The sequence below is a fragment of the uncultured Acetatifactor sp. genome (genome assembly GCF_948601915.1).
Lineage (GTDB): Bacteria > Bacillota > Clostridia > Lachnospirales > Lachnospiraceae > Acetatifactor.
Window position 1 is genome coordinate 1 of sequence record NZ_CAPDXS010000099.1, and the last position, 20385, is coordinate 20385.

The 20385-nt window shown below is 51.9% G+C and carries 15 protein-coding genes; all 15 read right to left on the reverse strand.

Annotation, left to right across the window (positions count from 1 at the left end; translation table 11 throughout):
- Positions 1–406: 406 nt before the first annotated feature.
- The 15 genes from Q2B33_RS16165 to flgK (Q2B33_RS16235) all read right to left on the reverse strand — a co-directional run bounded on the left by Q2B33_RS16165 (position 407) and on the right by flgK (Q2B33_RS16235) (position 20357).
- Positions 407–1774 (reverse strand): flagellin, encoded by a 1368-nt coding sequence (locus Q2B33_RS16165; protein WP_300791553.1) that lies wholly within the window; start codon positions 1772–1774, stop codon positions 407–409.
- A gap of 256 nt (positions 1775–2030) precedes the next feature.
- Positions 2031–4376: a glycosyltransferase gene (locus tag Q2B33_RS16170; protein WP_300791556.1), complete on the reverse strand. Its 2346-nt coding sequence runs from the start codon at positions 4374–4376 to the stop codon at positions 2031–2033.
- 34 nt (positions 4377–4410) lie between these two features.
- Positions 4411–5661 carry a P-loop ATPase, Sll1717 family gene (locus Q2B33_RS16175; RefSeq protein WP_300812669.1) on the reverse strand — a complete coding sequence of 417 codons (1251 nt, stop codon included), beginning with the start codon at positions 5659–5661 and terminating at the stop codon, positions 4411–4413.
- Between the two features lie 288 nt (positions 5662–5949).
- Complete coding sequence (locus Q2B33_RS16180; RefSeq protein ID WP_300782709.1) at positions 5950–7284, reverse strand: KGGVGR-motif variant AAA ATPase; 1335 nt, start codon at positions 7282–7284, stop codon at positions 5950–5952.
- Positions 7271–7726, reverse strand: coding sequence for a hypothetical protein (locus tag Q2B33_RS16185; protein WP_300782712.1), 456 nt, complete (start codon positions 7724–7726; stop codon positions 7271–7273). Before Q2B33_RS16185 ends, Q2B33_RS16180 begins: the two co-directional genes overlap by 14 nt.
- Positions 7727–7930: 204 nt before the next feature.
- The gene (locus Q2B33_RS16190) at positions 7931–9274 is read right to left on the reverse strand and encodes a flagellin (protein WP_330687828.1); all 1344 of its coding nucleotides are present in this window, start codon (positions 9272–9274) and stop codon (positions 7931–7933) included.
- Between the two features lie 254 nt (positions 9275–9528).
- Positions 9529–10005, reverse strand: coding sequence for a flagellar export chaperone FlgN (gene flgN, locus Q2B33_RS16195; RefSeq protein WP_300782715.1), 477 nt, complete (start codon positions 10003–10005; stop codon positions 9529–9531).
- A gap of 5 nt (positions 10006–10010) precedes the next feature.
- The gene (gene fliS, locus Q2B33_RS16200) at positions 10011–10385 is read right to left on the reverse strand and encodes a flagellar export chaperone FliS (RefSeq protein WP_300782718.1); all 375 of its coding nucleotides are present in this window, start codon (positions 10383–10385) and stop codon (positions 10011–10013) included.
- Positions 10386–10516: 131 nt separating this feature from the next.
- On the reverse strand, positions 10517–12973 hold the full coding sequence (gene fliD, locus Q2B33_RS16205) for a flagellar filament capping protein FliD (RefSeq protein WP_300782721.1): 2457 nt from the start codon (positions 12971–12973) through the stop codon (positions 10517–10519).
- A gap of 188 nt (positions 12974–13161) precedes the next feature.
- On the reverse strand, positions 13162–13596 hold the full coding sequence (locus tag Q2B33_RS16210; RefSeq protein WP_300782723.1) for a flagellar protein FlaG: 435 nt from the start codon (positions 13594–13596) through the stop codon (positions 13162–13164).
- Between the two features lie 148 nt (positions 13597–13744).
- Positions 13745–13966 (reverse strand): carbon storage regulator CsrA, encoded by a 222-nt coding sequence (gene csrA, locus Q2B33_RS16215; protein WP_300782726.1) that lies wholly within the window; start codon positions 13964–13966, stop codon positions 13745–13747.
- A gap of 1 nt (position 13967) precedes the next feature.
- Positions 13968–14432, reverse strand: coding sequence for a flagellar assembly protein FliW (gene fliW / locus Q2B33_RS16220; protein WP_300782728.1), 465 nt, complete (start codon positions 14430–14432; stop codon positions 13968–13970).
- Positions 14433–14600: 168 nt separating this feature from the next.
- Positions 14601–16250: a hypothetical protein gene (locus Q2B33_RS16225; RefSeq protein ID WP_300782730.1), complete on the reverse strand. Its 1650-nt coding sequence runs from the start codon at positions 16248–16250 to the stop codon at positions 14601–14603.
- A gap of 77 nt (positions 16251–16327) precedes the next feature.
- Positions 16328–18484 (reverse strand): flagellar hook-associated protein FlgK, encoded by a 2157-nt coding sequence (gene flgK, locus Q2B33_RS16230; RefSeq protein WP_300782733.1) that lies wholly within the window; start codon positions 18482–18484, stop codon positions 16328–16330.
- A gap of 49 nt (positions 18485–18533) precedes the next feature.
- On the reverse strand, positions 18534–20357 hold the full coding sequence (gene flgK / locus Q2B33_RS16235) for a flagellar hook-associated protein FlgK (RefSeq protein WP_300772476.1): 1824 nt from the start codon (positions 20355–20357) through the stop codon (positions 18534–18536).
- Positions 20358–20385: the final 28 nt, after the last annotated feature.

Genomic DNA, 20385 nt, shown 5'->3' on the forward strand with positions numbered 1-20385 from the left:
TTGTGTTGTACTACCATAGTATATTCCTCCTTGAATGAAATGCCTCTTCCTTGAGGCTATTGGGGTCTGGCTTCGTCCGGTTCGCACGTCCGGCTTCTCTCAAACCGATATCGGAATCTTTCCGCAATCGTGCGAATTGCTTCAATCTTCCGGGGATAAGCGGAAAACAGTCTGTCATTCCGACACAAAAATTCTGAAATCTGAATCTTTCTGCTTTCGCTCCACTGATAAGTATATCGGATGGATTCCCGATTATTTTAGTGGCTTTTACAATTTTAATGCAATCATGGACAAAAAGAACTGGCTGCAAGAAATCAACTCTGAAAAAAGCACGGTGCAGCGAGAACCGCACCGTGCTTTTGAATCTTCATTGCTTTTTCTTTTGTATCTAACCTACCACTACGAATTAGCCAAGCAGGGACAGTACGCCCTGGTTCGCCTGGTTGGACTGCGCCAACATTGCCTGACCGGCCTGAGCCAGAATCTGGTTGTTGGAGTAGGAAACCATCTGGGTAGCCATATCCGTGTCGCGGATTGCGGACTCTGCGGACTGGGTATTCTCCACTACGTTGTCCAGGTTGGCGATGGTGTGCTCCAGACGGTTCTGGACGGCACCCAGGGCAGCCCTCTGGTCGGATACCTTCTGCAGAGCGTCTGCTACGATGTCGATAGCCTTCGTTCCGTTGTCCACAGTGTCGCCGCCGATGTTCAGACCGTTGACCCCAAGACCTCTGGCACTCATCATGGAGATGTTCACGCTGATCTTGTTGTCGCTGGAGGAGTCGGCTCCTACATGCAGGCTGAAGTTGATGGCATCGTTCAAATCGGCGAAAGCCTCTACCTTAATGGCAATCGTTCCCGAAGTCTGATCGTAATAAGAAGTAACGGACTTCAGCTCAGAGCCATACTGGCGACGGATTGCGGATGTCAGCTGATCCATGCTGGTGAAAGCCTTTACCTCGCTACCATTACCATCTACATCCTTTGCTTCATTAATTGCCTTCACCACAGCACTGGCACTGGCCTTATCCTTAGATGCATCGTTAGCAGATGTGCTCTCAATCAATACATAGGTTGTATTACCCACAGTAATCTGCTTACCGCTGAACTTTGTATTTGTTGCCGCTACACCATCCAACTTAATACCGCTAAACTTACCATTTCCGCCCGTACTAGTTTTTGCCGCAAACTCTCCTTTAAATGCTGCATCAAAAGTAAGTTTTGCCGTTCCTGTCTGAGCATCAAGGTCAATCTGCTGCTGAGTAACACCCACGAAAGTAGCACCGCCTTTCTGACTTAAAGATGCCAAGCTAGTCGTCACCTTCGAATAAGTCAAGCTCCCCGCCACGCTGCCATTCGCACCCTTCAACAGATAAGTCTCATTGAACTTGGTGGTCGTAGAAACACGGTCGATTTCTGTGGTCAGCTGGTCGATTTCGTTCTGGATAGCGTTCCTGTCGCTCTCGGACATAGTGCCGTTAGCGGCCTTCACTGCCAGCTCGTTCATTCTCTGCAGCATGTCGTGCACTTCGTTCAGAGCACCCTCTGCGGTCTGCACTGCACTGATGCCGTCCTGGGCATTGGAAGATGCCTGGGTCAGGCCGCGAATCTGCTTCCTCATCTTCTCGGAGATAGCCAGACCTGCAGCATCGTCAGCCGCACGGTTGATGCGATAGCCGGAAGACAGCTTCTCAGTTGCCTTGGCCTGAGTCTTAGTGGTAAGGCCCAGCATACGGTTGGAATTCATTGCCGTTAAGTTGTGTTGTACTACCATAATATATTCCTCCTTGAATGAAATGCCTCTTCCTTGAGGCTGTTGGGGTCTGGCTTCGGCACGGTTCGCACGCCCGGCCTTCCCCGACCAAAACCGGATATCCTCCTGCAATCGTGCGCATTGATTCGGATTCCGATAGGATAAGCCGAAAACAGGAAATATGCGGACATACTCCTGTTTCAGCTATACTTAATACATATATCGGAAAAATCCGAAATTACTTTAGCGTTCAAAGGACTATTTTCCTGACGGTTCCCTAATTGTCCTGAAGCTTCCTTTGGATTTCCTCCTGAAGCTTTGAAATTTCCTCGTCTCCCGGCAGCAGAGCCTGAATCTGCCCCGTTACGGCAAGGGCTGTCTGGAATTCCCCAGCCTCTATGAGCGCGCGGATTTTGACTTTTATCTGCCTTGCGAGAACCTGGAATTCCCCGGCCGCCCGTCTGGACTCCTGCTGCTGCCGTTCCATCCGGGCATCCAGCCATATCAGGTACTGTTTCATGATACCGTCCAGCCCCGGCAGCAGTTCCCGAATCTCCCGGATGACGTTCACCGCCTGGGCATACTGCTGCTTTTCCGTCATTTCCAACAGGCTGTTTATGGCGTATGCGCCGCGGTACTCTTCGGGGAGCATCTCCGGCATGTCCTGAATGATTTCCGGCCGGTAAATCCTTTCACAGAGCGCTGTCCGGCATGCGGCGTATTCCCTGAGCCCCTCGATGATGCCCTCCATGGTTCCCGGGACTTCCGTGGGAATCCCGCTGCCGCCTTCCGTTCTGCTCCCTGTATCCGCATTCTCCTGTATGCCCGCACTGGCTTTTTCCTCCGGCGCCATCCCGTCTGCGCCAGCCCTGTCCATCGCCGCGGCTTCTCCGCTTGCCCGGCTGATGCCGCAGCCTGCCCTCCAGACCAGCATACGCGGGCTGTCCCAGTCCACCGTATCGGCAAACCGCTCCGTCCACCAGGCGGCCTCCCTCCAGGCGTATCTGCTGAAATACCACTCCACACCTCTCTCCCAGCGCAGGAACGGGACATGAGCCAGCACTCTCCCGTTGTCTCCCCCCAGGCGCCTCACAGTTTCCGGCAGATCCAGCGCTTTCATCATGGGCATGCTCTCTTCCATCACATTCCAGATTTCTGCCGCGGTTCTCTCTGCTTCCTCCGGGGTACAGCTTCCCGGTTTCCCCGCCCTCCGGCCTTCTCCATCCCCGAAAAACGCTGCTGTAGTCAGCCTGGCCAGCTTCAGGAACCAGTGCTCCCCAGCCACGTCCCCATATACGGCGGCGGCCTGGATCCTGTCCTCGAATGTCCCCCCTTGGCCGCAATTGTCCATCATGGTCTGCAGGACGAATTCCCGCCGATCCTCACAGTCCAATAGAATGCCGCACATCTCTCTATAATATCCTCTCCCGGGTTCCTCCGCCGTAAGCATCCGCTCCAGGATATCCCTGACCATCCCCACGTCTATGTAAGGCATCGCGCCCTCCCAGCCGATTCCCCGGAACCACTGCCATGCCAGGTCATCCTTGCCGAGACGGATGGCAGCTCTCACGGCATTGTTTAAAATCATGGCAAGGCGTCTCTCATGGAAACAGGTATTGGTGACGGGTGTCTCAAATTCCGAAAATTCCTCATCGTTCTTCCGATATTCCCGCCAGGCATTCCGGTAGCCTCCCGCACGCTCCAGACATTTGCCGTAAGCCCCCTGTTCCATATATGCCGTGGTGAGCCGTCCGGAGATCAGCGCCTTGGCCAGCCTGTCGAGAGAGCTGTCCTTCAGGTGCTGCTCCCCTCTCCTGACGGCATCCTCGAACCGCCCCAGCTCTATGTAGCAGTTGATCTCATTGGCATACAGGGAAGCCAGGCAGTGCCCATTCTCTACCGCCCCTGTCCCTGCCTTCGCGATGCTGTCCAGGGAAACCCTCAGGGAGGCCTCCCTGTCGCCTATGGAGTTGTACTCCTGGGCCAGCTGCATGGCATGCCGCATGTTGCGCGGCTCCGCTCCCATTTCCTCCTTCAGCAGGGTGATGTTGCGCAGGGCATGGGCCCGGCGCTCCTCCTCATTCCCATAGACATAGCCGTAATGATGCACATAGGCATCCAGCTTCTTCGGCAGTCCCGGGGCCCTGTTGAAACTCTCGTGGATCCTGTAGACGAAGCGGATGTCCGGCTCCAGGCGAATCATACGGCTGACCAGCAGATCTGCATATTCCGCGCCCTGGAAGTCCATATAGTTGCGCTGGGCGTAGAGCCCGAATCCATATGCCTGGTATTCTCCGGAATTGAAGAAACGGACAATGGGGGCTACGTCCTCGAACCATTCGTCATCGTCCAGGTACAGGAACCATTTTCCTTTTGCCCGCTCCAGCCCTGCGTTGCGCGCCGCGGAGAAGTCCCCGCACCACTCAAAATCGATGACCTGATCCGTGTATTCTTCGATGATGGCCCTCACCTCGTCCCCGCACCCCGTATCCGTCAGGATCAGCTCCGCGGGCAGCTGCGCCAGAAGGGGCTTTACGGAGTCCAGACATCTGCGAACGGTGTCCGGGCGGTTGGAGATCAGGATTGAAATTGTCAGCAGGATTTGCTTGTTCATCTGTTCCATGTTTTTTCCTTTTCTATGCTGTCTCACAACTATGTTATTTCGGCCGCTTAATGCCGCCCTTTCGCTTTAACCCAAAACCGTATAGGTAGAGCTCCGGCACATTGATTCTTCCGTCCGGGGACTGCATCACGATTCCCAGTTCCAACAACGCCTGCAAAATCTCAAAGCTGTTTTTCCCGGGCAGCCTGTCCCTTTCTTCCTGCCAATGTTCGGGAGAGAGGTATTCCAGAAATTCCTCCCTCTCCATCAGCATTGTCTTGCCCTTTAAGCGGTTTATGAGATTCTGCAGCCATCTGTACTCTTCATTGACCAGTTCCCGAACACGGTCTATGGACACCTCCCCCAGTGCGCCCTGCAGTCTGGAAGGCGCCAAAATCCTGTCCGCCTCCAGCGCCGCGATATCATCCGCATGTTCCAGCATCGCCTTGGCGGCAAGCACGAAACATTTCAAAAAGGGTCTGGGCGCCACCTGTCCATTGGCGTCCTGAATATGGTTCGGCACCCAGGCGTAGCTTACCCCTCGCTTTGGTACTTTGCCCATATACTTTCCTATCATTTTTTCAACCAGGCATTCATATGCTGCCTCCGAATTGCCAGGCAGATATCCTATGGCACTGTCCTTTTCTCCGGAAAGCAGTCCCGGCACTTCCTGCAAGTAAACCGTCAATCGCTCTATTCCGGCATTTGCCATACGCTTCACCAATAAACGGTATAGCGACAATGTGTCCCAGCTCAGTTCCAGATGATAAGCCCTCATTTTCGACGCATCTACAAACTGAAGCGCCTTTGCCTTATATAAATCGCTTCGCAGAAAAATCTTCGTCTTGATATTGGCCAGTCTGTTATTGTGCTGAAACCAGAAGTCCAGCAGACTCCTGATATAAGAAAACAGGTCTCCATAGCTGCTGCAGATACGATCCAGCTCATCATATACAATAGAAACGGATTTTCCTTTCTTCCCAAGGCAGTCATCTGCTTTGTCCAGAAAGCTTTCCCATTTTTCTCTTTGGGTATCCATTTCTTTCCACCATCTGGACACTTCACTGCCATGGTTCTGTAGCTCCTCTCTCAATTTGCTGCCAAAATATCGATCCGCCAGTTCTTTCACATCCATATCGTCTGCAAATCGGCGCAGCAGCACAGCACATACAAGCCCTCCCCAAAAGGAAGCCAATCGTTCCGGCTTCTCCTTTTTCAGAAGTTCATCGCAGATGCCCTGGGAAGGAAATGCCTTCGATTCAGCACCGGTGGCAATATATCCCACCAGGAATTCCCCCTTTTTCAAGCCGGTATATCGCTTCCTGTCTTTATCGCTTATGACATGCTCAAGCCCGCTGCAAGAAGTCAGCACACGAAACAGTTCCGATTTTCCAGAACCTCTGCCGCCAGTGATCAGGAAGACTTTTGGATCCGCCAGTTTGCCGTAACTTCTAAGCGGCAGGAAATTCTGCAGAATCGTCTCTTGGGGTTCATCCTCTCCTGCACCGTTTTCGGGTGCGCACTCCGAAATTCCTCTTAAAATCGCATTTTTTGCCTCAATCTCCATATCTGCACCTCATACGCGCTGCATGTCTCAGCTTCCAAACCAGCTTTCCATACGATCGGCAATCCGACTATAAGTCTCACCAGTCAGACTTTCTTTATAGGCCTCTACCTTCCGGTTCCCCTCCTGGCTACCGTCAGAATATAGTTCGATTCCCTGTAGAAGCTCGTCATTGAATGGAACCATTTCCGGATAATGTGCCTCCCCTACCGCCTCTATTCCTGGTATCCCTACATCCGCATCATAATAGTTTTCTACACAAATGGCATGGGACTTTTGGATAAAACGCTCTCTTGCTGCAGCAAATTCGGGTGCCATGCGTTTGGGACACATCGTATCCACAATCATAACAGGGAAATCTGCTGTATGCCTTTCTGCTATGGTACGCAGCACTTGTACAGTACCATCCCACGACTGTCTGCTGTCATTGCCGAACAACACCACACCATGGGGCAGCTGCGTCACTGTCACGCCGCCCAAATCATGGAATCCGGCTCTGGCATCCACCAAAATATAATCCGGTCTGTAGCTTTCCCTGATATCTTTCAATAGAGTCGCCATAGAATCTCTCAAATAATTTTCCCTGTTGTCCTGGTAATCAATACGAGCCAGCTTCTGCAAGTAATGGCGATCCACCTTCCCCGCAGACATCAGGAACAGATGGCCGTCTTCTTCGGAAAGCAATGCCGGATCGACCACATCCAGCACATAGTCTTCTATTCTTACGGCACTGTCCAGATTGCGCTCAATCAAATAGTCCAGAACTCCCCTTTCAATTGCTTCCTCCTCAAAGAAGAGTGTTGCAAGCCCAGGCGCTTCAATATCCGTATCCACCATCACAACATTCTTCCCCTGTTTTACGAGCGACAGGACAACTCCCGCCAGCGCTGTCGTCCTCCCCATGCCACCCTTAAAAGAATAGAATGTGACAACTTTAGTACCATTTTCAGAGACTGCCTCTTCATATGGCCACACGGATTCCTGAGAGCTTCTGTCAGCAATCCAGGCTTTTTTTGCGATAGGGCGCTCAGAAATGTAAAATTCGATGTCCCCCTCTTTTTTCCACCATTTGCGTTCTGTCTCTATCAGTTCTATTATCGGCTTCACCCTTGCAGCCGAGTGCTTCAATCCGCCTGATTGCTTTTTCCAGAATATCCTTCCACTGAAAAATCCCCCCATATCCCGTTCCAATGCCAGCTTAAAATCCGCTTCCTCTCCTGCGGATACGGATTGCATATTATTCATAAGAAAGGACACTTTTCCATAGACATCCCTGATTATGGTAACTTGTGTCAAGATATCCTTTTTTTCCCATGTACAGACAATTTGCAGTGCGATATCTAATGTATTGTTAAATACGACCATGCTCATCCTCCATATACCCATCCAGGCGCAGACTCGTTATCTCCCTTATCAGACTGTCTGTAGCATTGCGGCATTGTTCAGCATCTTCTTTAGAATATTTTCCATCCATATAATATCTTCTCTCCGGATGATTTCGGAACAAAATATCCGGAAGAACTATCTGCGACAATCTTAGTCCTGTAGCCGGATTCGTCATTGCCGCCAAATGGATATCTCCGGACAGCATCATAACCACATCGCGGAATAGTTCCTTTCCATAATGACTGTATTTCCTAACGATATCATCAGGGCAGCCAACTTTCAGTATTGCCTTTAAAGCACATTCAGCAGCAAACCCCTGCATACACACTGCATTATCATACTCTTCCTGTTCCTCTAATATTTCCCCGTCTATCCAGTGCCTAATGGCGGCATCATAAAAATCCTCGTTTGTAGTCCCCATTGTTTATTCCCCGCAAAATGCAATTATATTCATACGCGAACACGGTCAGATTGCCGTCTGGATATTTTTTGTCCAGAATGAAGATATTATATCATGCCCCCAATCCCTCCACAAGCCAATAAAAGGCATATTGCATGAAAAAGCCGCATCCGCACCCAATGGCGCAAATGCGGCTTCTTTGCCGTAATTCTAAACTTATGCTGATTACTGCAGCAAGGACAGCACACCCTGTGTAGCCTGGTTGGACTGGGCCAACATGGCCTGGCCGGCCTGGGCCAGAATCTGGTTGTTGGAGTACTCAACCATCTGGGTGGCCATATCCGTGTCACGGATGGATGCCTCGGCACTGGTGGTGTTCTCCACTACGTTATCCAGGTTCGCGATGGTGTGCTCCAGTCGGTTCTGGATGGCACCCAGGGATGCACGCTGGTTGGATACCTTCTGGAGGGCATCCGCGATGATGTCGATGGCCTGGGTTGCGGCATCGTCATCGTCCCCATTCATCATCAGGCCGTTGAGTCCAAGGCCTCTGGCGCTGAGCTGAGATATGTTCATGTAAATCTTGTTGTCATTTGAAGAATCAGTACCTACATGGAGGCTGACGTCTATGGCATCGTTCAGGTCTGCGAAGGATTCACATTTCAGGGCAATCGTCCCCAGCACATCATCATAGTATGACGTCACGGACTTAATCTCCGAACTGTACTGACGGCGGATAGCAGCTATCATGGAATCCATGCTGGTGAATGCCTTTATTGAAGTGCCTTTACCATCTGGATCCTTTGCATCGTTAATCGCTTTTACCACAGCACTGGCGCTGGCCTTATCTGCCTTGGAATTCACTGCGGATGTACTTTCAATCAGAACATATGTGGTGCTTCCTACGGTAATCTGTTTGCCGCTAATCTGTGTATTCGTGGCAGTCGAACCAGTCAACTTAATACCACTATACTTAGTTTTTGCTAACGTCGTTCCCGGAATAGGCGTATCAAATACCAGTCTTGCAGTTCCGGTCTGGGGATCGGGGGGTATATGGTTTGTACTAGTCTGTGTAAAGTTTATGCTATTACTTGTCAGGCTGGCAGCCACCTTCGAATATGACAAGCTGCCCGATACGCTGCCGTTAGCGCCCCTCAGCAGATATGTCTCATTGAATTTCGTAGTAGTAGATACGCGGTCGATTTCCGCAACCAGCTGGTCAACCTCATTCTGTACCGCATCCCTGTCGCTCTCGGACAGAGTGCCGTTGGCAGCCTTTACAGCCAGCTCGGTCAGTCTCTGAACCATATCATGCACTTCGTTCAGCGCACCGTCTGCAGTCTGTACTGCACTGATGCCATCCTGTGCATTCAAAGAAGCCTGGGTAAGGCCCCTGATCTGCTTCCTCATCTTCTCGCTGATGGCAAGGCCTGCCGCATCGTCAGCCGCACGGTTAATCTTGTAACCGGAAGACAGCTTCTCCGTGGCTTTCGCCTGAGAGGCAGTGGTCAGCCCCAACATCCTGTTGGAATTCATTGCCGTAAGGTTGTGTTTTACTATCATTCCCATAGTCCTATTCCTCCTTGAATAACTGCCGCTCCAGAAGCGGCTCGCCTCTTGCTTTTTATCAAATCAGCTGAACGACTGCCGGATGCCAACTAAGCAAAGCACATAAAAATGACAGCCCTCCCATCATTTAGCCAATTCACTTGATATGTATATCGGATATCTGTTCCGGATAATTTAGGCCATAGTGAAATTTTTCTAAAAATCAAAGTGGCTATCGCTTCTTCCTCGCAATAGCCCTCTGCTTCATGCCGCTGTTATTTCTTGCTGTCCAGGAACTGAGGGGGCATAACGGCCGATTTGCTCATATTCCTGTAATAGTTGATAGCTGCTTTGGATGATTTCCGCCCGTTCCGTATCCCGTCCCGCTCCTTGCGGAAATAGTCCTCGATGAGCTTCTTGTTGCGGGCTTCCTGGGCCTGAATCTGTACACTGGTGTCCGTGACCTCCGCGACCAGACCCTGCAGCCGCTTGATTTGGACCGCATACTGCTCCCGGTTTCCCTGCAGCTGCTCCGCCACCTTGGCATAGAGCTTCTCAAAGCCGCTGTCCAGGGCACTAAGCCTGTCAATCAGGGCGCCCTTTTCCTCGACATAGTCATCAAACTTATCTATGTCCGCGCTGTTGGACTGGAATAGCTCCTGCTGGCGCAGATTATACTGCTGGATTTCAGCCATGACCTGCAGCTTCTTCTTCAGGCTTTCCTCCAAAAGGGTCAGATAATTTTCTGTCATCCCCTCTACTCCCTGCCTTTCTTCATGACTTCTTTCCATGTGTCCCGAAGCATGCGCAGATGTCCGTTTATCTCCTCCAGGATTTCCTTCTCCTTCTTTATGTTGGCCTCAATCAATCTCTGGCTCAGATAAGTGTATATCCTCTCAAAATGCTCCGCAACCGGATATTTCATATCCAATGTCTGGCGGAGATAGTCGATGATGCGCTCTACCTTCCTTATGTTCGTGTGTGTCTTTTCGACATCCTTCTCCTCTATGGCCGCAATCGCTATATTGCAGAATTTAATCGCACCTTCATAAAGCATCAGCGTCAGTTCTGCCGGAGAAGCGGTCAAAATCTTACTGTTGTTGTACTGTCCATACGCATTGGGTAATGCCATATTGCACCTCGCCTTTCATCATTTCCGCTATCCTTACCGGGTGCCGCCAATTGTCTGAAATTGCCAGCCACAGCCCGGCGGAATCAGATTCCACCGGGCTGTGCGCTTCATGATTAAAGACATTCCTATCATCAGCCGCCCAGCAGGGACGTCACAGCGCTGGCATTGTTCTGCATCTTGGCCAGGGCTGTTTCCATTGCCGCAAATTTAGCATACCACTTATCTTCGTAATCTGCAAGCTTCTTTTCCAATTCTTTGATTTTCGCGGTATAGTCGTCGTACTCTTTCTGCATCTTCTTGTCTTCGTATGCAGTCATGGCAGAGCTGACGCCCTCTTCGCTCCTCATCATCTCGAACATCTTGTCTGACATCTTCTGGGAAAGCTTGGTGAAGAAGGATACCACTGTGTCAGGGTCATTGGCAATCATGGACTTCAGCTTGTCAGGATTATTGGCGGTATTCTCATCATCCGGGTCGCCGTCTATATGGTAGGCGTATCTCTCGTTGTCCTTGGCGACATAGTAGTTCAGGGTGCCGATGCCGAAGTTGGAGAGGTACATCTTCTTGCCGTCCTCCATCTCCACGCCTTCCATCATGATACGCTTCATTTCGCTGGCGAAGAAGCTCAGGGTGCTGTCCTTGCGGAGGATGGAGTCCTTAATCTTGTTCTCCCATTCCTCAATCTGGGAATCGGACATGGCCTCCTTCTCCTCGTCGGTGAGGGGCTCATAGCCCTTGGCGGCTTCCGCGTTGTAGAGCTTATCCATCTGGTTGATGACGGCATTGTACTCCTTGAAGAAGTTCTTCACCATGTCGTAGATGCCGTTGGTGTCATCTTCGGTGGTGATGGTGACGCTCTCGCCGGGAGCCGTGGTCGCGCTGACGGTCAGGGTCAGGCCGTTTATCTCCAATGTGTTCTTATCCGCCTTATACTCCACGCCGTTCAGCGTAACCTTGGCATCCGTTGCGTTATCCTTATGACCACTGTAGACAGCGCTGGAATTACTCAGCGTCTCATACATGTCCACTGCAGTCCTGATAGTGTTTTCAATGGAATCTTTACTTGCATCCGACAGGCCTGTCACACTGCCACTGGCGTCAATCACCAGATTGCTTTCTACAGACTTCAGGGAAGCTTCCGTGCTGTTCCAGTCAGACACAGTGGTATTCCAGTCTGAATTCAGATTTTCCAGCTCTTCTTTCTTTGCGTTTCTATCGTCCTCTGAAAGAGCGGGGTCATTTAGAGCCTTCTCATATGCTTTGTTAAACGCCTGCTGCATAGCGGTCTCAAAAGCCTGCTTTTGATCCTGATCCAAAGCATTATATTTGGCAGCATTAAAATCCGAAGCCGTCACATCGAAAGGCAGACTCGTTGCTCCCAGCGCATCTTTCAGCGCATCTTCCCATGCTGTCTTGACATCCGAATCATTCAGTACCGTTTTTATTTTAGTAAGATAGTCGTTTTGGTCAGTTTCTAAGTTTGCCTTATTGGCTAACAGCGTATCCCTCTCTGTCTTAAGTTTGCCCAGATAATTATTCTGTTCAGCGGCAATCTTAGCATCAACAGCCTCATTCAGCCCTGTTGTCACGCCAGACAATTTGTTCTTATTCGTGTTCCAATCCGCCCATAGGGCATTACCGCCTGAAAGGGTATCGCCTGCCGCAGCAATCGCTGTACTCAAAGCTTCATCGAATTTCTTTTTTTTGTCCTCAGCCAGCTTATTATATTCAAAATTGGAAGCCGTCACATCAATACCACTTCCAGAGATTGCTGTGTCCCACGCACTCTTAAAGCTTGCATTCTTTTGAAGGGTATCTTTGATTTTGCCAATCAGCGATTTCTGATCCAAAAGATTCCGCACAGTATCGTCATTGAATATACTTGCATAATTATCAAGGGCGCTGTCGTCCTTATAATCCAGTCCCAGCATCGCCATGGCTCTCCAGCCAGCCCCATCGTTGGCAATGATGGAGAAATCATTCTTCGTGCCCGAGCCCTTGGACGTGATATGGATTCTCCCATTGGCCTCGTCAAAATTAGCATTCAGCCCCGCCTCTTTCAGAGCAGTGACAAAGTTGCCTATGGTAGAATTCTCATCCAGAGTAATCTCCGCCACTCCATCAACAGTCTTCAGCCTCAGGCTGCCTTCCCCCATAGCATAGCCCAAATCGCTGAGCTTTGTTTTACTCGTGACAGGTTGACCGTTCGCATCCAGTCCGTTGCCCTCCGAATCAAAATTAGCCCCAATCTGTCCCCCTGTCAGGTATCCTGACCTCGCCAGCTGATTCACTTCCAGGCTCTGCACACTGTTCATGGCATTCTCGCCCGTAATGACGGACACAATACTGCTGTTGGACACCTTCGTGACCTTCTTCATATAAGAACTCTGGAAACGCATCTGAGTCAGGGACTTGTTGTACAGATTGACAATCTGCTTGTTCAAATCCTTCCACGCGTCCTGCTTATACTTCAATGTCTTCTGCGCCTTTACGGCTTTTGTTACCTTGGTCTTCTTGGCCGACACCAGCTGCTGGATAATCGATTCCGTATCCATGCCGGACATCAGGCCGCTTAATCTCATGGGCATATTCCTTCCATCCTTTCTATGTTCAATCTCTCATTCGGAACTGGCTGTCCCCATTGTGTCCCGCTGACTTCCGTCCTAAAACCTGTGCAGTGCTGCCCGCGAAGTCCGCTTCCATGCAAGAGGACAGCTCCGATGATATCCGGAATCTCTCAGCTCGCTGCCCCTGCGGGATGGCATTCCCTCCTGGATTACATCCTCTCGTCAATGAGGATGCCTGCCATCTCCCATACCCTCGCAATCATGTCCAGGGTCTTCTCGGGAGGAAGTTCTTTGATGACCTCCTTCGTGCTCTTGTCCACGATTTTGATGGTGACACGGTTGGTGTCCTCATGGATGCCGAACACTGCCTCGGAATTGGGCATCTTCTTGTTCAGGGTCTCCACGGCCTTGCGAATCTTCTCGTGATAGGCCTGCTGATCCTGGCTCTGCTCACCGTTGTTGGACTGGCCTTTCTCCCTGGCGCTCTCCACCACGCTGGTGGTCCTGTCCACGTACTCCACAGCCGCCGTGCCGCTGGCGCTGCTGTTCTCCGGCTTCTCCGCCTCCGCGGGAGCCTGTGGCTTCTGCACTACACTTCCCTGTGCCTGGAATGTCATTACGCTTGAAATAGGTTCTACTGCCACTTCCCACACCTCCTTGTATGTTTACATGCGCACATCAAGAGCATCCTGCTCGTTGATATTCCTTTGCGTCTAATTGTTTTATCGGAAGTTTTCTACAAAAAGTTAACCGGAATGCCCCAAAAATTGGTCTCATTCCGGTTACAGTTCGTTACATCATCCCCAGATTCCGCAGGGCCTCCATGCCATCCGCGTTCACGGCCTCCTTGTTGGCCTCCTGAATCTGCGTGTACACTTCCTTGCGGTAGATGGGCACGTCCCTGGGCGCGGTAATCCCTACCTTCACCTGGTCGCCCTTCACCTCCAGGATGGTAATCTCCACATTGTTGCTGATGATGATCGCCTCGTTCTTCTTCCTCGATAATGCCAGCATCCTATACACCCGCCTTTCCTTTTGCTGCCTGCAGGATATCGTAGACAGGGAATTTCACGGGGTAGCTGCTGTTCTCCACGATGAGCTGGCAGGCCTTGTGCTCATCGATGTTGATGATGATGGGGCCCTGGAGGTTCACGCTCATCTTCTTCAAATCGCCGGGAATGGACACTGTAACAAGCACCAGCAGGTTTTCCGCCGTGATGTCGCCGGCGCTGGCCAGCAGCTCGTCGTCCACCTCCGGGTCGTAGTCCGGCTTTACCACAAGGGGATCCATCACGGGCATGGCAAAGCCCGGCTCGTCCAGGGACTGGAGGAAGCGGATGCCCGCCCCCGCGCCCCGCTCCTCGTCATGGAGGAGGGCGAAGCGCTTCATCTCCGGGAAGCCGATGATGCCGTCCTGGAAGGTCACGATTTTTTCTTCCGAAATCTCTATCTCGCCGAAAATCTTCGTCTCAATCTTCATGGTAATCTGCTCCTATCTGCGTCCGTTCGCCAATTCTGATATTTATACTGCTTAACGCTTTCACTTGCCGTGAAACCAGACTGCATAACGCTGACTGGTTCAATCGCATGATTACATTAGGCAGCATTCAGCGTTATGCAGTATATGAAGCCGCTTCCCCTCTTTTGATCAAATGAAATCCAGGAGCGTGGTCTTCATGACCTTGCCCGCCGCCATCAGGGCCGCGTCGTAGGTCAGCTCCGCGCTGGTGAGCTGTATGGCCACCTCGGTGATGTCGATGTCCTCGTTCTCGCTCTTTAAGGTCTCATAGGTGGTCTTCTGGTTCTGGGATCTGTTCTTGATCAGATCCAGCTTGCTGCCCCTGGAACCGCAGGCGGTGACGCATACGTTGGCCTCGTCCAGGTATTTCTGGAAGGCGGAGATGCCGCCCTCGAACATCTTCTGCTCCTTTTCCTTGGCATAGGTCAGGGCCTTCTCCACTGCGTCCAGCTGCTTCTGCAGGACTTCATGCTTCGGGTCTCCATCGTCCAGCTTATCCTTGATGGCCTTGATGTCTGCCTGGGCCCCCTCCAGCTCGAGGACAGTCTGCATGGCATTGATGACATCGTCCACCTCTCTGCCGATGCCGTGGTTGAAGCACTCGTCCGCTCTGGAGTTGATGCGGATAGTCTGGTTGTATCCTACGTCATATTCAATGACCTGACGCTCTTTGTCCGTGGTCAGGTAGGTATCGTTGTAGTTGATCCTGATGGTGTTGCCCTGATCGTCCTTCACTACAGCTCCAGCGTCATCCACCTTGTCGGCCTCGCAGGCGAAATAGTGCTCGGGGCGCAGGTCGCCTTTCTGCCAGTGGCTCTTCTCGTATGTGATGCGGATTTCACCCTCGTTTACGTTGGAGGTCGCATCGCTGTCCTTTGTGGCCATTAAGTCCTTGTACCTGTTTTCGCCAAACAATAATTCCCCTGTCTCAGGAACATATACGATAGCATCCGGGTCATTGGCGACTGCCGTATATGGGTCATCCTTGGGATGCATCGTCGTAATCGTATGCGTAGCGCCGCTCCCTGCCGCACCGGCCCAGGCTGAAGTATTAATGCTTCCATCGGGATTGGCACTGTCCACGAAGGAAATCGTAGGAACCATGCCTACTTTATCAGGAGGCTGCGCATCAGGATTCGCACAGTCATTATAGGCCAGTCTGATGCGATGTATATCCACGGACGTAATATCGTCTTCCGAAACCGTGTTATAAGCAGGATCATTATAGTTAGCGGAATTGATTTCCAATACCTTCCCTATATTCACACTGGTAAAGGCATCCAATGCACTTTTATCCAGCTGCTCCGTAATCTTATAATCCCTCTCCTGCTCCGACTGGAAGCTCAGGGGCGTGTCCGTCCGATGCCCGGTGAACACATAGCGTCCCGCAAAGTCCGCGTCTCCCGTGGCGTAGACCTCATCGGCCAGGAGCTTGAGCTGCTCCAGGACAGTCCCCCTGTCCGTGGTGGTGAAGGGCTTGTTGGTTCCCCTGGTGCACTGGGCGGCCATGTTGGAGATGACATCGGACAGCTTGGACAGGGCGTCCTCGGTGACCTTCAGCCAGCTCTCGGCATCGGGGATGTTCTTGCTGTAGTACTGGGTGATCTCCGTCACATTGCTGCGCAGCCGCAGGGAGCGGATGGCCACTACGGGATCGTCGGAGGGACGGTTGATCTTCTTCTGGGTTGCCATCTGGGTGCTCAGGATGTCCTTGTACATCTTGTTCGTATTGATGTTCGACAGGTTGTTGCGCTGCATGATTTTATTTGTTATTCTCATAGAAATCTCCTCTTTTTGCCGATCCAAAGATTATCTCAAATCCGGAAGGGCGCCCGCACTCTTCATTCCGTGCACACTTATACTCCTGTCTGCAGAATCAGTCTGTCATACACTTCAGTCAGGGTCTGTATCATCTTGGACGCCAGGTTGTAGCCATTCTGGTACTTCACCAGGTTCACCGCCTCCTCATCCTCGTCCACGCCGGAGATGGATATCCGCTGGGTGTCGATATTGATGGCGATGTCCGCGTAACTGCTGTAGAAAGTCTCGGCCCTGCTGGCGTTCAGCGCCACATCGGAGAGGATGCACTGCAGGAATTCCGATGCGGAGCAGCCGCGGAAACTCATGCTGCCCTTGTCGGTGGCCAGCTTCTTGATGTCCTCCAGCAGGTCGTTCTGCTCCTCGCCGTCCCCTTCCTTTTTCTTGGTGGCCAGAAGGCTGGGGTCATTCTCTACGGTGGTGGAGACATCGAAGTATTTGGCGGTCATCAGGTAATAGCTCTGGCTGTTGGCTGTGTCCTTGCCTACGGTTACCTTTAATGTGGCGGCATCCGCTATGTCTGTCTGCGATATGTTCAGGGCTGTATACTTCTTGGCAAAAGCTTCTAATTTCTTGACCCTGTTATCATAGGCTTCCTTGGATTCCGTGTCATATCTATAATCATGCAACGCCGCCTCGCATACTGCCAACACTTTATCCTTGTCAGCCGCAGTATACGGCGGCTTCAAGTTCTGTGCTTCCAATGCCTTCTCCACTCTCGCAATGTACTCGGCCTCCGTCTCATCGCTATGGTTCCCGAAGAAATACTGCTTGTTTTCCGTCATCATATTGGCGGTGAACAGTGCAACGCCCTTCTGATCCCCCGCATAGCCGCTGGTCAGGATATCATTGAACTTCTGGGAGAAGGTCCTGATCCATTCGTTCATCTGGGCCATGTAGTAGGGAATGCCCTGGTAGGTGACGCTCTTGCCCACGGAGGCCGTGGAGCCTTCCCCCGCATTGACAGCTACATTCTTCATCGTTCCGTCTTCTGCCTTCTGCTTCGACATCTGGAACGTGAAGGAGTATTCCGCCTCCCCCGCAGCATTGTAGCTGACGCTGTATGTCCAGGAATCATAGTAATACTCCTTGTTCCCCAGCTTGATGATGCCGCCGCTGTCCGAAAGGTTACACTTATTCAAATCCTTCAGGTAATGTTTATCTACTTTCACAGTGACTGTATTGAAGTCAGGGTCATCCGCGCCCTTATTGACCACCTCGGTAATCTGCCCCGAAAAGCTCTCGCCGTTGTTCCCGTCCCGCAAATCCACCAGGCCCTTCAGCGCGCCGCCCATGGCACCGCCGTAGAGGTTGAACTTGGAATTGTTCCCATCGTCCCACACCACATCATAGAGGCCGTCCACATCCGTCTGGTTCACCTTCTCATCGTCAGTCCGGGACACGCATTTCAGGCCGTTGTATTCGAAATTGTCCACCAGCACCTGGCCGCCGGCAATCTTCACGATGAACCTGCTGCCGCCGGTGTTCCTGTCGGGATTGTTGAGGTCGGCAATCTTCGTCTCCTTTACCTCCACGTCCACAATCTGGGAGAGCTGGTCTACCAGGAGGGTTCGCCTGTCCCGGAGCTCATTTGCGTTCACGCCCTTGAGCTCGATGGTGTTGATCTGTTTGTTCAGGGTGGCGATTTCACTGGCAATGGTGTTGATTTCGTCCACCTTGACCTTGATTTCCTCGTTCACGTCCTTCTGCAGCTTCTCCAGGTTGCCCGCCACGCTGTTGAAGTATTCGGTGAGGGCATCCGCATAGCCCACGAACTGATCCTTGAAGGACGTATTGTTGGGGTTCTTCATGAGCTCCTGCAGGCCCGTAATCATCAGCTGGTCGAAGACCGTCTTGAAGCCCGCGTTCTGTCCGTTGTCATCGAAGTAGTCCTCAATCTGCTGCATGTAATATATCTTCTGCTCGTACTCGCCTACCTTCTCATTGTTGTTCCAGAATCTGAAATCATAGAATTCGTTGCGGACGCGCTCGATGGCCAGGGTCTCCACCCCGGCGCCGGCGCAGCCGTAGGTCTGGAACACCCGCAGGGCATTGGCGGCCTGTGTGGTCACCTGCTGGCGGCTGTAGCCTTCGGTCTGTACGTTGGCGATGTTGTTGGACGTGGTGTTCAGCGCAGCGTTGCTGGCCAGCAGTCCGGTATATGCTATATTCAATCCGAAAAATTGTGATGGCATTTATCTCTACCTCCTTTTTGGAGAGCATTTCAATCTGTGTCAAAAACGCTTAAACGCCCAGCGTGCTCAACAGGTGCTCCAGCATCCCGTCGATGACGTTTATGTAACGGCTGGAAGCATTGTAGGCGTTCTGGAACTTGATCATGTTGGACAGCTCCTCATCGGAGGAGACGCCCGACACCTGTTGCCTTGCGCTTTCGATGGACTCCATGGTATCCTGCTGGTTCAGGTATATGCTCCTGCTCACGTAGCCGGTATTCGCTATCTGGGACACCAGATCCGTATAGTAGCTGACGAAGGTGGAGCGCTTCGATAAATTGGGGTTCAGCGTGTAGTCCTCTGCCGTGAAAGCCGCCTTTAGGGCATCGGCCGTGGCCTGATCCTCGGAGCCGTCCGGCAGCCTGAATCCCAGCATGGAGGGCTTCTGCATCAGTTCCTGGTCTATCTGGAGGTTTTCGATGTTGTAGAGGGAACTGGGGTTGTTGGGGTCTTCGGGGACGTATACCCAGACATCTCCCGTAACGGGATTGCCATTCTCATCCAACACAGGATTGCCTGCCGCGTCAGTCAGCCCTGTCACCGTCATCTTCTTATAACCATTGCCGGAACGTGTTGTGAACATCTGAATGGGGCTTCCGTCATCTTTGCGCATATATCCATCGGAATCCGCCATGCAATACTGTGCATTTTTCAGGGTCACAGACTGGCCGTTCTCATCCGTATAAGTCACATTTCCTGTAGTAACCCCGGCCGCCGTGCCCAGAATCTCATTTATCTTCGTCGCGATATTATGAATCAGCTGGTCGAACTCCGCCTGCACGTTCATAATGACGGACTGAGAGACGAAATTCCCCGATCCATCCGTCCCATTGTACTTATCCTTGTCAGCTACATCCCTGTAGTCCGCCCTGTGGTCGCCCCTGGCCAGCAGCGTGGCCTTCAGGCCGCCGATGTCCGTATTCAGATCCGTGGAAATCTCCCGGTTGAACTTGAACACATGGGCATTGGCGATGCTTTCTTTAGTATAAATCTTATTGCCATTGGCATCTGTGGTATAGGAGGCGTTCTGCGGCCAGAAGGGGGTATAGAAGCCTGTCTCCTCGTCCGCGAAAATCCCCATCTCAAAGCATCTGGGGCCTTTCACGAAGTCCACGCCCTCTATCTGCACCCAGACATCGCCGTTGACAGACTCGCCGTAGTTGATGTTCGCCATCTCGGACAGCTCATCCAGCAGCTGGTCCCTGGTGTCCCTCAGGTCGTTGGCCTGCTCTATGCCGCCGGACTCGATCTTCCGGATAGCCTCGTTGAGCTGCAGTATCTTCTTTCCGTAGGAATTGATTTTGTCCACCTGCTCCTTGACCTGCATGTTCAGGTTGTCCTGATAGGCGGACAGGCCCTTGTAGACGGCCTGGGCGCGCTGAATCAGCTCCGCGCCCCTCTGGACGAAGAGTCCCTGGGTCACGGAACTGGCGGGATCCTTGGCCAGCTCCTGCACAGCCGTCCAGAAGTCCTCGATGGAGGTCTGGAACGCCTCGCCGTGCATCTCGCCCAGCTGTCCCTCCACCTCTTCCATGACTTCGGTGGACACTTCATAGAACATACTGCGGCCGGATTCCCTGCGGTATATTTTGTCAAGGAAATAATCCCTTATATGTTTTACCCTGGAATATGTGACGCCCAGGCCCACCTGTTTGTTGTTGACGGACCTGACGTCTACTGAGAGCTGCAGATAACTTCTGGTAGACTGCTGCACCTGCTGTCTGACATAGCCGGTGGTCTCCGTGTTAGTAAGATTATGCGCTGTGGTGTTCAGCGCATTCTGACTTGTCTTTAATCCTGATGAACCTACGTATAAACTACCCATTAGTGGCATGATAATCACCTCTTAGATCGGAAGAGCA

Coding starts and splice junctions, on each gene's coding strand:
- csrA (WP_300782726.1), bottom strand. CDS start 13,966: ATGCTGGCATTATCGAGGAAGAAGAACGAGGCGATCATCATCAGCAAC.
- fliD (WP_300782721.1), bottom strand. CDS start 12,973: ATGCCCATGAGATTAAGCGGCCTGATGTCCGGCATGGATACGGAATCG.
- fliS (WP_300782718.1), bottom strand. CDS start 10,385: ATGGCATTACCCAATGCGTATGGACAGTACAACAACAGTAAGATTTTG.
- Q2B33_RS16190 (WP_330687828.1), bottom strand. CDS start 9,274: ATGGGAATGATAGTAAAACACAACCTTACGGCAATGAATTCCAACAGG.
- Q2B33_RS16180 (WP_300782709.1), bottom strand. CDS start 7,284: ATGGTCGTATTTAACAATACATTAGATATCGCACTGCAAATTGTCTGT.
- flgN (WP_300782715.1), bottom strand. CDS start 10,005: ATGACAGAAAATTATCTGACCCTTTTGGAGGAAAGCCTGAAGAAGAAG.
- Q2B33_RS16170 (WP_300791556.1), bottom strand. CDS start 4,376: ATGGAACAGATGAACAAGCAAATCCTGCTGACAATTTCAATCCTGATC.
- fliW (WP_300782728.1), bottom strand. CDS start 14,432: ATGAAGATTGAGACGAAGATTTTCGGCGAGATAGAGATTTCGGAAGAA.
- Q2B33_RS16185 (WP_300782712.1), bottom strand. CDS start 7,726: ATGGGGACTACAAACGAGGATTTTTATGATGCCGCCATTAGGCACTGG.
- flgK (WP_300772476.1), bottom strand. CDS start 20,357: ATGCCACTAATGGGTAGTTTATACGTAGGTTCATCAGGATTAAAGACA.
- flgK (WP_300782733.1), bottom strand. CDS start 18,484: ATGCCATCACAATTTTTCGGATTGAATATAGCATATACCGGACTGCTG.
- Q2B33_RS16165 (WP_300791553.1), bottom strand. CDS start 1,774: ATGGTAGTACAACACAACTTAACGGCAATGAATTCCAACCGTATGCTG.
- Q2B33_RS16225 (WP_300782730.1), bottom strand. CDS start 16,250: ATGAGAATAACAAATAAAATCATGCAGCGCAACAACCTGTCGAACATC.